Raw genomic sequence first — 13,723 nt, 5'->3', positions numbered from 1 at the left:
CACTCGTCCGCGCAGGTCGCACAGGCTGTGTGATCGTCTGCCCACCGATGCTCGATAGTTTTTGATGCAAGTTGCAACACGTGATCTGCCCGGACAAACGAAGCGTGTCGAGCTTGGTGACGGCGGCCGTGCCTGGTATTGCGGCTACCGATCCCGAATCGGGGGTTTTACGACCATGCAGTGGACCAACCGGCGGCCGATCGGCCCATGGGAGTACATAGATCGGATACGTCTGCGCCGGGCGGCGCTGCGCTACTCCGCGCGCGGCTGGGCCGTGACTCCGGGTGCGTACCTGTCCGGGCACCGCTTCCGCTGCGGGCGCGCGGGCTGCCCGATCACGGGGTGCCACCCCGCGATCGAGTCCTGGGAGGACAACTCCAGCACGGACGCCCGCCGGGTGGCGCGGTGGTGGCGGCGCCGGCCGTACACGGTGCTGCTGGCCACCGGTTGGCGGTTCGACGTGCTGGAGGTGCCGGCCGCGGTCGGACTGCGCGCGCTGGGCGCGATCCGCCTGCAGACGGGCGTGCTCGGCCCGGAGCGCGGCGACGCCCGCGGCCCGGTCGCGGTGACGCCGACCGGGCGCTGGATGTTCCTGGTCCAGCCCGGCGAGGAGCTCCGGCCCGAGCTCGGTGCCTGCCTGGACGTGCTGCGGCACGGGCGAGGCTCGTGGGTGCCCGCGGCGCCCAGCCGGATGCCCGACGGCCCGGTCCGCTGGGCCGTCACGCCGGAACAGACCGGCTGGCACCTGCCCGGGTCGGCGGCCGTTCAGGCGGTGCTGCTCGACGCCCTGGACGCCGTCGGTGGCCGTCCGCAACGCACCTACACGGTGAGCGTGCCCCGCCAGATGTCGACCGCCCGCCGCGCCGCCTGAGGCTCCGAGCGCCGTGCGGCCACCGCCCGCCGGGTCGCTGACCCGGATGGCGGACTGCGTTCGGGCATGCTGGGCGGCGCACATGTCAGGTGACAACGTATTTGCCTACCTTGCGGTAGTCGAGTCACCCGAATTGGTGAACACGCGATCACCCTACGCAGATGCCGTACCGCGCGGCTCCGCCGATCGGCCGACGGCCGAGGGCGAATCCGGTCGCCGGCCGCGCGGCGGCCCTGGCACGATTCATCCATGATCACAATCCGTGCGATCGAGCCGGGCGCGCCGGAGGCCGTCGCCCTGGTGCGGTCCTACCTGAGCGAGATCGTGGACCGCTACCACGGCCGGCCGATGCCCGCGTCCGCGGTGGACGAGGCGCTCGCCGACGAACCGGCGGACGACATCGCGGTGCTGCTGGTCGCGTACCGCGACGACGCGCCGGTCGGCTGCGCCGGGCTGCGCCCGGCCGAGCCGGGCGTCGCCGAGATAACCAAGATGTTCGTCGATCCGGGTGCCCGCCGGCTCGGCATCGGGCGCCGGCTGCTGTCCGCCGTGGAGCAGGCGGCGCGGGAGCGCGGCCTGGGCACCCTGCGCCTGGAGACCAGGACGGACCTGACCGAGGCGCGTTCCATGTACGCGGCCAACGGCTACGCCGAGATCCCGCCGCACCGCGACCAGCCGTACGCGGATCACTGGTACGCGAAAGACCTGACCCGGACGCGGTAACCATGAGCGCCGCTCTCCGGGGAGTATGGCGGCATGACGCACACGCATGATCACGTGGACTGGGGCGAGTACGGTCCCGACCTGATCGCCGACGCGGAGATCAACGCGCCGATGATCGACCAGGCCCTGCGCTGGCTCACCGAGCGCGTGCCACGGGCCGGTCTGGTCCTGGATGTCGGCAGCGGTCCGGGGGTCGCGGCCTGCAGATTCGCGCAGTTGCTTCCCGGCGCGACGGTGCTGGCCGCGGACGGCGCGGCACCGCTGCTGGCGCTCGCCCGCTCGCGCGCGGAGCGCCTCGGGCTGACGGACCGGTTCGCCACCCGCGAGATCAAACTGCCGGACGGTCTCGGGGACCTGCCGGCCGCGGATCTGATCTGGGTCAGCGGCGTTGCGCACCATCTGCCGGATCCGGCAGAAGGGATACGGGCCTTCGCCGCGCTGCTCCGGCCCGGCGGGTTGCTGGCGCTGCGCGAGGGCGGCCTGCCGCTGCAGTTCCTGCCGTCGCACGCGGACGGCGGCATGACGGCCCGGATGAACGCGGTGGACAGCGCCCTGTCGCAGAGCCACTCGCACCCGATGGGCGCGATCGAGCCGCCCCGGTCCTGGCCGGAGCTGCTCGCCGACGCCGGCCTGAGCGCGGTGCAGAGCCGCAGCTTCATGCTCGATCTGCCCGCGCCGCTGGACGAGGCGGCCCGCCGGCAGCTGGCGCGGACGCTGCGGCGTACCCGGGAGATGCTGGACGGCCACCTGGCCGGCGGCGACGCGGAGCGGCTGGACCAGCTCACCGACCCCGACGACCCGGAGAGCGTGCTGCAACGCCCGGACGTCTTCATGCTCCGCGCCGCGACGATCCACACCGCCGTCCGCTGACGCCGGGGCCCGGCCTGGCTCCCGCCCCGCGAGGTGGCGGGGTGGGAGCCAGACCCGGCGATCATCAGTTGCCGCGGAGACCCACCACCGTCGACTCGGCGAGGCCGGGCGGCTCGACCACCGCCTGGCAACGGTCGCCGGCCCGGCACAGCAGGCGACCCGTCGGCGTCTCCAGGACGAAGGTGTCGCCGGTCAGCCAGGACAGTTCCGCCCCGGCGGGACCCCCGGTCGGCACCGGCAGCAACCGTCCGGCCGTCAGATCGGCGGTCCGGGCGAGCACCGTCGTCGGGTCGGTCGCCCCGTCGGCCGGCCCGACCTCCAGCGCCGCCCACCTGCCGTCCGGCGAGATCTCGCCGCGCCGGACCCGGGCCGGCCCCAGCTCGCCGCCGCAGCGCGCATGGCTCTGCGGCGGGCTCTCCGTGATCGGCACGAGGTTCACGCAGTCGCCCTCCCGGCGCAGCACCTGACCGGCGTTCGACATCCCCCAGATCTCGACCTCCGAGCCGATGGCCGCGACCGATCCGGACCGGAGGTTCCACGTGGCGCCCCGCGCCGGTGTCCCATCGCCCTGTGCGCCCTTGACCAGGACCCCCTGGCTGCTGACCCCGAGAACGACCGGCCCGATCCCGTCCGGGAACGCCCGCCGCCCGATCTCGCGCAGCGACGGCAACGCGTACGCCACGACCTGGTCGCTCTCGTGCGCGACCACGAGTACGTCGTTGTCCGGGGAGACCGCGAACCCGCCGAACGCCGTGCCCACCCGGCGGGGCGTGCCGCCGTCCGGGACGAACCACGCCTCGAGGAGCCCGTCGCCTGCCGGAGCCGCCGTCACCACCCACCCCCAGCGGACGCGGACCGCCTCCTGTGCGGTCCGGCCGCCGGGCAGCCCGAGCGCGACCCTGCTGCCGTCCGCGCGGTACACCGTGTTGCCGGCCAGCACCTCCACCGGGACGTCGATCGCGGACACGGACGGGCTCGGCTGGGGCCGGCTCGGCGGCAGGGCCGACGGCCGGGCGACCAGCGACCCGGTCAGCACCGCCGCGACCACCGCGGCCGCCGCGGCTCCCGCCACCACCCGCCGCCGCCGGATCCGGCGGTTCCCGGCCCGGACCACGTCGGCCGCGGCGAACCGGGGCCCGCCGTCGACCGCGCCGGCGCGGCGCTCCAGCGTGGCCGAGAGCAGGTCGGTGAACGGATCCGTCGTCTCACCCTGCACCGGTCGCTCCTTTTCGATCATGAGGTCACCGCCTCGACCACGTCGCGCTCCTCGCCCAGCCGCCGGCGCAGCGTCGCGAGGCCGCGCGAGGCGTGGCTCTTCACCGTGCCGCGGGAGATGCCGAGCACGTCCGCGATCTCGGCCTCCGCCAGGCCCTCGTAGTAGCGCAACACCAGTACCGCGCGCTGCTTGGCCGGCAGCGCACCCAGGTGCGCCCACATCGCGTCCTGTTCGAGCCCGACATCCGGCCCGGCCGCACAGAGCCGGTCGGGAAGCCGCTCCACCGGCCGCTCCCGGAAGGGTCTGCCCCGCCACCACGACGTCGCCGTGGTCGCCATGGTCCGCCGCACGTAGCCCTCCAGCGCGCCGGTGTCGCGGATGCCGCCGAACTTGACGAACGTCTTCACCAGCGCCGTCTGCAACAGGTCCTCGGCACCGTGTCGGTCGCCTACCAGTAGGTACGCCGTACGCAGCAATGCGCCGGAGCGGGCCGCGACGAAACCCTGAAACGCCTCCTCAAGGCCCTTGTCCACACGTCCTCCCCCGGTGCCACCGCGCGTCGGTGGCCAAAGTAGGACGCCGATGCCCGCCCGCCGGTTGTCACGGCGACGCGGCCACCTTCCGGGGACGGGCCCGGACGTGCATGCGCTCGCCCTGGCTGCCGAAGATGCTGAGGAACTCGACGGCCTCGCCCGTCGCGCTGCCGAACCAGTGCGGCACCCGGGTGTCGAACTCGGCCGCCTCGCCCGCGGCGAGCACGATGTCGTGCTCGCCGAGCACCACGCGCAGGCGGCCACTGAGGACGTAGAGCCACTCGTAGCCCTCGTGCGTCTTCGGGTCCGGTGCCTGCCGCGACCCGGCCGGGATCAGGTGCTTGAACGCCTGCAGCCCGCCCGACCCGCGGCTGAGCGGCAGGATCGTCTGCCCGCTGCTGTGCCTGATCGGCCGGGCGTAGATCCGCGGATCGCCGGTGTGCGGCGCGCCGACCAGCTCGTCCAGCGGCACCCGGTGGGCCCGGGCCAGCGGCAGCAGCAGCTCGAGGGTCGCCTTGCGCTGCCCGGACTCGAGCCGGGAAAGGGTGCTCACCGAGATCCCGGTGGTCTCGGACAGCGCGGTCAGGGTCGTGCCACGCTCCTGCCGCAGTGCCCGCAGCCGCGGCCCGACCGCGGCGAGCACGTCCCGCTCATTTGCCGTCATGGCAAATAACTTTGCCACCCGGTCGGGACCCGGCGACCGTGGTGTCATGACCTATGACGTGATCGTGATCGGCGGCGGGCCCGCCGGGCTGAGCGGCGCGGTCGCCCTGTGCCGGGCGCTGCGCAAGGTGCTGGTGGTGGACGCGGGAGCGCCGCGCAACGCACCGGCCGAGGGAATACACAACTACCTGACCCGCGACGGCATCACGCCGGCGGAGTTCCACGCCGCCGGGCGCGCGGAGGTCGAGCGGTACGGCGGCGAGCTGGTCGACGCGACGGTGGCCTCGGCCGCCCGCGACGGCGAGCTGCTGACCGTGACCCTGGCGGACGGCCGCACGTACGCGGCCCGGCGCCTGCTGGTCACCACCGGACTCACCGACGAGCTGCCGGACCTGCCGGGCCTGCGCGAACGGTGGGGTCGCGAGGTGCTGCACTGCCCGTACTGCCACGGTCACGAGGTGCGCGGCCGGGCCATCGGCGTCCTCGGCTCCGGCCCGATGTCGCTGCACCAGGCGCTGATGTGGCGCCAGTGGAGCGACGACGTGACGCTGTTCGTGCACGAGGCGCCGGACCCGGACGCCGAGCAGGCCGAGCAGTTCGCGGCCCGCGGCATCGCGGTGCTGCCCGGGCGGGTCGCGGAGGTGGTGGTCGAGGACGACCGGCTGACCGGGGTGCGCCTGGACGACGGAACGGTGGTGGCGCGCGAGGTACTCGTGGTGGCGCCGCGGTTCACCGCGAACGCCGAACCGCTGGCGTCGCTGGGGCTCACGGCGGCGGAGAACGACTTCGGCAGCGCCGTGGTCGCCGAGCCGAACGGAAAGACCGAGGTGCCGGGCGTGTGGGTGGCCGGCAACGTGACCGACCAGATGGCCCAGGTGATCAGCTCGGCCGCCGCGGGCCTGCACGTGGCGGCGCAGCTGAACATGGACCTGATCATGGAGGACACCGCCCGCGCGGTGGCCGGTCAGTCGCCGGCGGCCAGCTCCCGGTAGGCCGCGATCACCGCGGCCGTCCGCTCGGCCAGCTCCGGCCCGGCGTCGGACGAGGCCGGGTCGGCCGTGAGCCGGGAGATGGCCAGCTCCGCCTCCCGGGCGGTCTCACCGATCCGCTGCTCGCGCAGGAGATTCTCGCCCGCGAGCGCGGCGGCGTTGATGCTCGCCAGGATGCGGTTGGCCTCGCCCGCCGTCGAGCGCCACAGCCCCTCGACCCGCAGCCGCTGCTCCGCCAGGGCCCGGACCGCCGGGCTGCCGGCGGGCAGGCCGTGCGGTGCCGCGCCGGCGAGCTCCGCGCGCAGCTGGCGGATCTGCTGGCGCCGGGACATGACCGCGGCAAGCTGCTCGAGGGCGCTGGACAGATTCCGGTCCGCCTCGTCCGGGTCGATCATGTGGCGCAGCGCCGGCCAGGTGCCGCGCACCCGCCGGGACACCACGACGGCCCGCTCGAAGGCGGCGCGCTCCTCGGCGGCGTACAGGATATGAGCGCCCTCGCCGCGGGGCAGTGCGATGCGGCCGACCCGGGCGGCCAGCGCCTGCCGGAGCACGACGGCGACGACGATCGTGCCCGACCCGGCGGCGGAGGCCCACCCGGAGACGCCGAACACGCTGAGCGCCGCCGAGAGCAGGACCAGGACCAGGGCGAGCTGCGAGGCGGACCGCGCGCGCTCCTTGCGGCCGCGCCCGCTCGCCGGCGCGGGCACGACCTCGGTCACCGACCCCAGCCGGGAGCGCCGGGCCCGCCCGCCGCGCACCTCCAGCGGGTACGGCGACACGACGATCTTCTCGGCGTCGAAGCCGATGTGCAGACCCACGCGCGCCCCTTCCACCGGGGTGAGCCGAGCGGGCCCGGATGCCGAGGGGGTTCGCCCGGGCCCGCTCAACGGCGGAGCCGTCCGCCGGTGACTCACGAATCGGGTGTACGCCGCCCTACCTGAGCCCGCGCTCGGTTGCAGCGCGGTTGCAGCCGCCGCGGCGCTCACGAAAAGGGCTCCGGCGGCGCGGGCTGCCGGTAATCTTGCGGGTCCGCCACGTCGAGAACGGCAACCACGCGAATGGACGATCTGGGACCGCCGCCCGCGGTGCGTGCGGCCTTCGGCGCCGAGGGCGATCCGGTACGCCTGGCCGGCGGCAAGGGCGGCACCTGGCGGATCGGCGACGTCGTCCTGAAGCCGTCCGAGGGCGACGACGAGGTCCGCTGGCGCGCCGAGGTGCTCAACGCCCTCCCCCGGTCGCCGCACCTGCGGATCGCCCGCCCGCTGCGCGCCGCCGACGGCGACTGGCTGGCCGGCGGCTGGGAGGCCACCGAGGCCGTCGCCGGCCACCCCGACCAGCGCCGCGTCGACGACGTCATCCGGGTCGGTGCCGCGTTCCACGAGCTGCTCACGGCGGTGCCGCGCCCCGCGTTCCTGGACACCCGGCACGACCCTTGGGCGTACGGGGAGAGCCTGGCCTTCTCCGACGTCCCGCCGCCGGGGCCGCGCCGGCCCTCCCGGCTGCTGGACGAGCTGCTCGCCCTGCGCCGCCCGGCCGCCCTGCCCGAGCAGATCGTCCACGGCGACCTGCTCGGCAACGTCCTGTTCGCCGACGGCCTGCCGCCCGCGGTGATCGACTGGCCGGCCTACTGGCGGCCGCCGGCCTGGGCGTCGGCGGTCGCGGCGGTCGACGCGATGGTGTGGCACGACGCCGGCCCCGGGGTGATCGACCGCTGGGCGCACCTGCCCGAGTGGGAGCAGATGCTGGTCCGGGCGGCGATCTACCGCCTGGGCACCTGGGACGCGGCGGGCTGGCCCCAGGAACCCGAGGACGCCTACCGCCCGGTGGTCGCGACGATCACCGATCTCGTCGTACCCACACCTTAAGGTTCCGGGCGTGACTGACGCCGACACGGACTTCGACCGGCACGAGCGGGAGATGTGGGCCGGTCGCGCCGCGGCGTACCAGGGCAGCTTCGCGCCCCTGTGCGGTGCCGTCGGCGACCAGGTCCTCGACCTGGCCCGGGTCGCCGGCGGAAAGCGGATGCTCGACGTCGGCACCGGCACCGGCGCCCTCGCCGTGGGCGCCGCCGCACTCGGCGCCCTGGTCACCGCCGTCGACGCGGAGCCGAGCATGGTCGAGGCGGCCCGGCTCGCCGTACCCGGCGCGGACGTCCGGCCGGCGGTCCTGCCGGACCTGCCCTTCGCGGCCGGTTCATTTGACGCCGTTACCGCGAACTTCGTGCTGAACCACGTCGGCGACCCGGCCGCGTCGGCCCGCGAGCTGGTCCGGGTGACCGCGCCCGGCGGCCACGTCGCCGCGTCGGTCTGGCCGTTACCGCAGCCGCCGCTGCAGGCGTTCTGGGGCGAGGTCGTCGCCGACTCCGGCGTGACGCTGCCCGGCGCCCCGCCCCGACTCGAGGCTGCCAGGGACTTTCCGCGCACGCCGGCGGGACTGGCCGCGCTGCTGCGCGGCGCGGGCCTCGAGGCGGTCCGGGTCGAGACGGTGAGCTGGACCCACCGGTTCGACCCGGAGGCCTGGTGGTCCGGCCCGGCCAGCGGGCTGGGCACCCTGGGCGCGCTGATGCGGGACCTACCGGCGGAGTCGGTCGCCCGCATCCGCGCCGCCTACGACCGTGCGATCGCCGACCTTGGCGACGGCCTGCAGACTTCGGCGCTGCTGGCCTGCGGCCGCCGCCCCCGGCCCGTGCCGCTCGCCCGCGCCGCTCAGGCCACGACGCGGTCGCGGCCGGCGCGCTTGGCGCGGTAAAGGTTGCGGTCCGCGGCGGACAGCATGGTGGCCTGGGCCTCGTCGACGCCCGCGACACCCGCCACGCCCATGCTGATGGTCACCGGCAGCGCGCCGGTGATCTCCGCCCAGTCGTGACCGCGGACGGTGCGCCGGATGTCGTCGAGCCGCACGGTCGCGGCGGGCACCGCGGTCGCGGGCAGGACCATGAGGAACTCCTCGCCGCCCAGCCGGGCCACGAACCCGTCCGGCACCGCGGCGGCCAGCCCCGCCTCCAGCAGCCGCGCCACCTGGACCAGCACCCGGTCGCCGACCTCGTGCGAGAGCTGATCGTTGATCCGCTTGAAGTGGTCGAGGTCGGCGATCGCGACGGTCAGCTCGGGGTCGGCCGCGATCAGGGCGGGCAGCTCCTCGTCGATGTACCGGCGGTTGCGCAGCCCGGTCAGGGCGTCGCGGCGGGCCTGCTCCCGGAAGTGCTCGGCGGCCTCGCGGGCCTCCGCGGTCTCGAACATGGCCTGCCGGGTCTGCGCCTGGTCCAGCCGCTGCCGCGTACGCAGTTCCTCCTGCGCCAGGTGGAAGGTCTTGTAGCCGGCGAACGCCTCGGCGAACTCGCCGCGCGCGGCGTGCAGCTCCGCCTGCTCCTGGTGCAGCCGGACCATCATCTCGCGCAGGTCGCGCTCGGCGCACAGGGCGCGCGACTCGTCCAGGCTGGCCTGTGCCCGATCGAAGGCGCCGAGGCCGCGCTGCGCCTGCGCGAGGGTGACCAGAAACTCCGCGAGATCGTCGGCGGTGTCGCGGTACCCCTCCTGATGCAGGTCGATGCACGCCCGCATCGTCTGTTCGGCCTTCGCGTACTGGCCGCTCCCGATCTGGATCAGGCCGATCGTGTCCAGCGCCGTCGGGTCCAGCTCGACGCCGTACCCGGCGGCGGCCTCGGTGAGCCGGCGGACGATCTCGGCGGCGCGCACGTACTCGCCGGCGGCGTACTCGTAGTTGGCCCAGTTGTTGAGCAGGCTCACCAACCGCTGCCACTGGCCCAGCTCGCGGGCCAGCTCCTCGGCCTGGCGGTACCGGGGCCGCGCCGCCTCGATCGCGCCGGTGGCGGCGAGCGCGTCGGCCAGCTTGGTGTGATGCCACACCCGCATGAACGGGGTGGCGTTCTCGTCGAGCAGCTCGACCGCGCTCATGGTGTGCTCGAGGTTCCTGGTCAGGTCGCCGAGCGCCCGCTCGACGTTCGCACACGCCAGGTGGGACCGGGACCGCAGCCGGCGGTCGCCGTGCTCGAGCGCCCACCGGTGAATGTCGTACACCTGCCGCGCGGCCGCCGCGACGCCGTCGGTCCGCACCAGGAAGTTGGCCCGGCACAGCCGGGCGCGCGCGATGAGCACCTCATCGCCCAGCTCCTCCGCCTGCCGCTCGAGCTCGACCACGTCGTTGCCGGCCTCGACGTCCCAGAGGCTGGACTCCTCGACCTCGAGCAGGGCTGCCGACAGCTCCTCGACGCGAGCCGCGGTGCGAATCAAGGTCCCTCCCAGTCCATACGCCCCCTCCTATCGGCAGGGACGGCAGGGACTGAAGCACTCAGCGGCGGCCGTTCTTACGCCGAATCGTGATCACTCCTGCGACCACGAGAAGGATGGGGAGAAACAACCCCCACATCAGCCAGCCGTTCATGGGCACCTCCGCCGCATCGTGGACAACGCTGCCCAGCCTCCACGACCACCCCCGCCCCCGGCTCATCCCGCCCGAATGAAGAGGTCCGGCTTTCAGCGCGGCGTCACCGGGATCTCCGGTCTGCCAGTTCCCAGATCAGACTGCGTCCCAGGAGGAAGACGACGGAGCCCAGGACCAGAGCACCGGCCGCGGTGAAAATGATCGGGAAGCCGGTCCAGCCGTGCCAGCCGCGAATCACTCGGGCCCTTCCGGGCTCATCCGCACGGTAGGAGAGCTCGACGGTCCGGCCCAGCCGCGGAGGCTCGCGGACGGTGATCGGATCGGCGAACATCCTGGTCTCGCCGGCCCGCGTCTCGAATGTGTAGACGGGCCGGTAGTGGGTGGTCCAGACCGTTCGTCGCCGATTCGCGGTGCGTGTGGTGTGGAAGCTGGTCGTGGTCGCCGTCGTGACGACGCCGTCGGCGTACGGGGACTGCTCCGACCGGAGCTCCAGGCCCAGGCCCAGGATTCCGGCTCCGACGGTGACCAGGACGAGCACGGCGACGACATCCACGACCTTCACCGCCTCAAGGTAAGAGACCTGATCAACACCGACGGCCGGCCCGACATCGAGGTCTTCGACGCTTACGTCGATGATGTGCGGTCGGAGTTCAAGACGGTGTCCGCCAGGGGCGCCGACCAGGTCAGGAAGCACTACAGGAAGCGAACAGCCGGCATGCGACACACCTCTATGCGGCGGATTCGACCGTGAATCGGGGCCAGGCGAAGTTCCACGCGGGTAAGCGCCCCGTGGCGGGATCGGCGAAGGTCGAGGTGCGAGTCGGCAGCGACCTCAACTGCCAAGGCTTGGGCTGGTGATCGGGCTGCTAGCCGGGCTGTCCGGGATCGGCGAGGCGCTGACCCCGGGCGGCGTCCGGCTGCTCAGCGCCGACCTGCCCTCGGGCCGGCACGACGAGGTGTGGCGCGACCTGCTCGGGCGGCATCCGGCGACCGGGTGGTACCCCGTCCTCGGGCCGGACGCCGCCATGGCCGCCGACCGCGCCGGCCGGTACCCCGCCGACGCGCAGGGACCGGCGGCGCTGACCGCGGCCCTGGCCGTCGACCCGGCCGAGCGGTTCGACCAGCTCCGGCAGACGGCCCTCGACGAATTGCTGGCGGAGTCCGACGAGGAGGGCGCCGCGTACTGGAATGCCGTCTACGACCCGGTGCGGGTCGCCGCCGGACTGAACGGACTCACCGGGCCGGGTCCGGGTCTGCGCCGATACACCGTTGCGTACCCGCCCACGTCGGTGCTGCTCGTGCCGGCGGCGGCCGGGCACGAGGTGCCGGTGTTGGTGCCCGGCCTCATTCAGCCCCCGAACGTCGACCTGTGGCCGGCGGACCACCTCGTGGTCCTGCGGCACTGGCACCGGCATCACGGCGCGGAGCTCTACTACGCCGCCGGCTCGCAGCTGGAACTGGCGGTCGCGAAACCGCCCGTCACGACGGACGACATCGCGCGGTGCACGGTCGAGCAGCTGGTCTACTGCGACGACCTGTCCCAGATTCTCGGCGAATCCGGGAGCATCGCACGCAAGCAGGTGCGGGGCGACCACTGGTCGTTCTGGTGGGACTGATCTGGCGATGTACGCCGCGTACCCAGCGGGCCTGGCCCTGCTCCTGATCGCGGTCCTGCGCGCACAGGCCGCCGATCCGTAGGGCGCTTTCACACCCTGGTCAACGGGGGCGGGTGAACGCCCGCCCCCGTTGAATGATCAGGCTTCGAATCGGGTACGCCGCCGACGGGCCACGATGAACCCGGCGATACCCGCCGCCACCAGAAGCGCCCCGCCCGCACCGATGAGCCCGGTCTGCGGGCCGGTGACCGGAAGGCCGCCGCCCGAGCCGCCGTCATCGGTCGGGTTCACGACGATCTTGGCGACATCGTTGGACTTGTTGATGTCACGGCTGAAAACGTCGCACTCGCAGGCCGGGTTGAGCTCGATCGCCCCTGCGGCGTTCGGCACCACCTTGGTGATCTTCAGCCCGAACTCCCAGACCACCTGAGTCTTCACCGGGAAGACCGGGTTGCTGAAGCAGACGTACTGCAGGGCGTCGGGCTTGGTCCGCACGCTGTCGTCCTCGGCCTTGAAGCAGCCGGCCGGAACGGTAGCGACCTTGGTGCCGGCCGGGATGGTAACGACGGCGACCACGGCGGGGCCGCCGTGGCGGCTCCGGTCCAGCGACGCCGGGCCGTTGTTGCGCACGCCGACCGGGACCTTGACGGTGTCGCCGGCACCGCCGGACACGTTGGCACCGATCGCCGCGAAGTCAGTGCCCTGCTTGCCCGAGGCGTTGACGGTCAGCGTCTGCGAGTTGTTCGTCGGTGTGGTGTCCGTCTGCTTGTGATTCCCGAGCGAGGCGGCCGCCGGCAGCTTCCGAAGCTCGAGCTTGCCGCCGTCACCGGCGGTGCCCGGTCCCTCGTAGCCGTTGTCGTCGAGGAACTTGATCAGGTCCGTGTAGTCGCCCGTGGTGAACCACTCGAACTCGCCGGCCACCACGCCGGGCGCATACGTGTCCGCGCGCAGCTTGTACGGCAGGACGATCTGGTACGACGCGCCGGGCTCCAGGTCCCGGTCGAACGTGCACGCGTTCACCTGGCCCTGCGAGTAGAAGCAGTTGGAGAACTGCTTCGTCGACTGGAACGGGTAGTCGGTGTAGAAGAGGACCGCGGCGCCGCGCACCACCTTGTCGGTGTTGTTGCGGACCTGCAGCGAGGCGTCGAACGACGCGCCAGGCTTGCCGCTGATCTCCTTGTCTCCGCCGGCCGCGAGATCCACGCCCTCGGCGACGGTGAGCTCGGCCGTACGGGTGATCGGTGCGACGCCGTCGGCCGAGAACGTGAGCTTGACGGTGCCGCTCTTGCCGAGCGCGGCCTCGGTGGCGGCGATGCCGGCTTCGAAGTCACCGATGACGCCGTCCGGGCTGATCCAGGTCTCAAAGTTCGCGGTGCAGGTGAACTTCGTCGGCCCGTCGCTGGTGCAGTCCGAGGACTCTTCCGGCGCTTCGAAGCTGACTCCCTCGAGGCCGGCGGAGAGCTCGTAGACCGCCTTGGCGCCGAGGACGGTCGTCTCCTTGTCGGAGGACAGGAGCGGGCCGATCTCGGTCTTGCCGCCGGCAGCCACCGTGACGTCCGGCAGGGCAACGTCGATGACGGGGGCAGCGGCGTAAGCGGGGGTCGCTAGAGCGGCTGCCGCGATGGCGCCGACGGCGCCGACGAACACGCGCCGTCCGAGGGAGCGGTGCATTGGGGGTCCTCCCGTGAGGTAACTATGAGGCGAAGCGGGAGGAGCTTAGAAGGCTGTCACGCGCGCCGCAGCCCCGGTGGAACGAACCCGTACCGTCGTTGCAAAAACGAGATCAATTCATGTACCCGCCGGAGGTCACCGGTCACCCCACGTGCAGAAACACCCTGGCA

General features: G+C 73.2%; 14 protein-coding genes. 7 read left to right on the top strand and 7 right to left on the bottom strand.

Annotated features, from left to right (window positions below; translation table 11 throughout):
• Positions 1-175 precede the first annotated feature (175 nt).
• From ACIBSW_RS13975 to ACIBSW_RS13965, 3 genes are all read left to right on the top strand, one after another.
• Positions 176-871: a bifunctional DNA primase/polymerase gene (locus tag ACIBSW_RS13975; RefSeq protein WP_354719349.1), complete on the top strand. Its 696-nt coding sequence runs from the start codon at positions 176-178 to the stop codon at positions 869-871.
• Between the two features lie 249 nt (positions 872-1,120).
• Entirely contained in the window at positions 1,121-1,594 is a 474-nt protein-coding gene (locus ACIBSW_RS13970) for a GNAT family N-acetyltransferase (protein WP_354719348.1), read from the top strand.
• 33 nt (positions 1,595-1,627) lie between these two features.
• On the top strand, positions 1,628-2,464 hold the full coding sequence (locus ACIBSW_RS13965; protein ID WP_354719346.1) for a class I SAM-dependent methyltransferase: 837 nt from the start codon (positions 1,628-1,630) through the stop codon (positions 2,462-2,464).
• Positions 2,465-2,528: 64 nt separating this feature from the next.
• Here the strand turns inward: ACIBSW_RS13965 and ACIBSW_RS13960 are convergent, their stop codons facing one another.
• The 3 genes from ACIBSW_RS13960 to ACIBSW_RS13950 form a co-directional block, all read right to left on the bottom strand.
• On the bottom strand, positions 2,529-3,680 hold the full coding sequence (locus ACIBSW_RS13960) for a hypothetical protein (protein ID WP_354719344.1): 1,152 nt from the start codon (positions 3,678-3,680) through the stop codon (positions 2,529-2,531).
• A gap of 17 nt (positions 3,681-3,697) precedes the next feature.
• On the bottom strand, positions 3,698-4,213 hold the full coding sequence (locus ACIBSW_RS13955; protein WP_354719342.1) for a SigE family RNA polymerase sigma factor: 516 nt from the start codon (positions 4,211-4,213) through the stop codon (positions 3,698-3,700).
• Positions 4,214-4,280: 67 nt separating this feature from the next.
• Complete coding sequence (locus ACIBSW_RS13950) at positions 4,281-4,877, bottom strand: XRE family transcriptional regulator (protein WP_354719340.1); 597 nt, start codon at positions 4,875-4,877, stop codon at positions 4,281-4,283.
• A 46-nt stretch (positions 4,878-4,923) separates the two neighbouring features.
• Between ACIBSW_RS13950 and ACIBSW_RS13945 the strand changes: the two genes are divergently transcribed.
• The gene (locus tag ACIBSW_RS13945) at positions 4,924-5,868 is read left to right on the top strand and encodes an NAD(P)/FAD-dependent oxidoreductase (protein WP_354719339.1); all 945 of its coding nucleotides are present in this window, start codon (positions 4,924-4,926) and stop codon (positions 5,866-5,868) included.
• Here ACIBSW_RS13945 and ACIBSW_RS13940 read toward each other — a convergent pair.
• The gene (locus ACIBSW_RS13940) at positions 5,841-6,683 is read right to left on the bottom strand and encodes a hypothetical protein (RefSeq protein ID WP_354719337.1); all 843 of its coding nucleotides are present in this window, start codon (positions 6,681-6,683) and stop codon (positions 5,841-5,843) included. The genes ACIBSW_RS13945 and ACIBSW_RS13940 overlap by 28 nt on opposite strands.
• A 240-nt stretch (positions 6,684-6,923) precedes the next feature.
• On the opposite strand from ACIBSW_RS13940, the gene ACIBSW_RS13935 reads away from it, so the two are divergent.
• Both ACIBSW_RS13935 and ACIBSW_RS13930 read left to right on the top strand, forming a co-directional pair.
• On the top strand, positions 6,924-7,730 hold the full coding sequence (locus ACIBSW_RS13935; protein WP_354719336.1) for a TIGR02569 family protein: 807 nt from the start codon (positions 6,924-6,926) through the stop codon (positions 7,728-7,730).
• Positions 7,731-7,740: 10 nt separating this feature from the next.
• Positions 7,741-8,613, top strand: a complete 873-nt coding sequence (locus tag ACIBSW_RS13930; RefSeq protein ID WP_354719334.1) for a class I SAM-dependent methyltransferase — start codon at positions 7,741-7,743, stop codon at positions 8,611-8,613.
• Here ACIBSW_RS13930 and ACIBSW_RS13925 read toward each other — a convergent pair.
• Both ACIBSW_RS13925 and ACIBSW_RS13920 read right to left on the bottom strand, forming a co-directional pair.
• Positions 8,571-10,115: a GGDEF domain-containing protein gene (locus ACIBSW_RS13925; protein WP_354719333.1), complete on the bottom strand. Its 1,545-nt coding sequence runs from the start codon at positions 10,113-10,115 to the stop codon at positions 8,571-8,573. The two genes, ACIBSW_RS13930 and ACIBSW_RS13925, sit on opposite strands and share 43 nt — an antisense overlap.
• A gap of 254 nt (positions 10,116-10,369) precedes the next feature.
• Complete coding sequence (locus tag ACIBSW_RS13920) at positions 10,370-10,990, bottom strand: DUF3592 domain-containing protein (RefSeq protein WP_354719331.1); 621 nt, start codon at positions 10,988-10,990, stop codon at positions 10,370-10,372.
• Positions 10,991-11,120: 130 nt separating this feature from the next.
• Here ACIBSW_RS13920 and ACIBSW_RS13915 point away from each other — a divergent pair, with 130 nt between their 5' ends.
• On the top strand, positions 11,121-11,882 hold the full coding sequence (locus ACIBSW_RS13915) for a DUF4253 domain-containing protein (RefSeq protein ID WP_354719329.1): 762 nt from the start codon (positions 11,121-11,123) through the stop codon (positions 11,880-11,882).
• Positions 11,883-12,020: 138 nt separating this feature from the next.
• On the opposite strand, the gene ACIBSW_RS13910 is transcribed toward ACIBSW_RS13915, so the two are convergent.
• Positions 12,021-13,553, bottom strand: a complete 1,533-nt coding sequence (locus ACIBSW_RS13910) for a hypothetical protein (RefSeq protein WP_354719327.1) — start codon at positions 13,551-13,553, stop codon at positions 12,021-12,023.
• Positions 13,554-13,723 lie beyond the last annotated feature (170 nt).

This window comes from Actinoplanes sp. NPDC049668, assembly GCF_044465445.1.
GTDB lineage: Bacteria > Actinomycetota > Actinomycetes > Mycobacteriales > Micromonosporaceae > Actinoplanes.
Note: the sequence above shows the minus strand (reverse complement) of the source record. Positions and strands in the feature narration are given on the sequence as shown.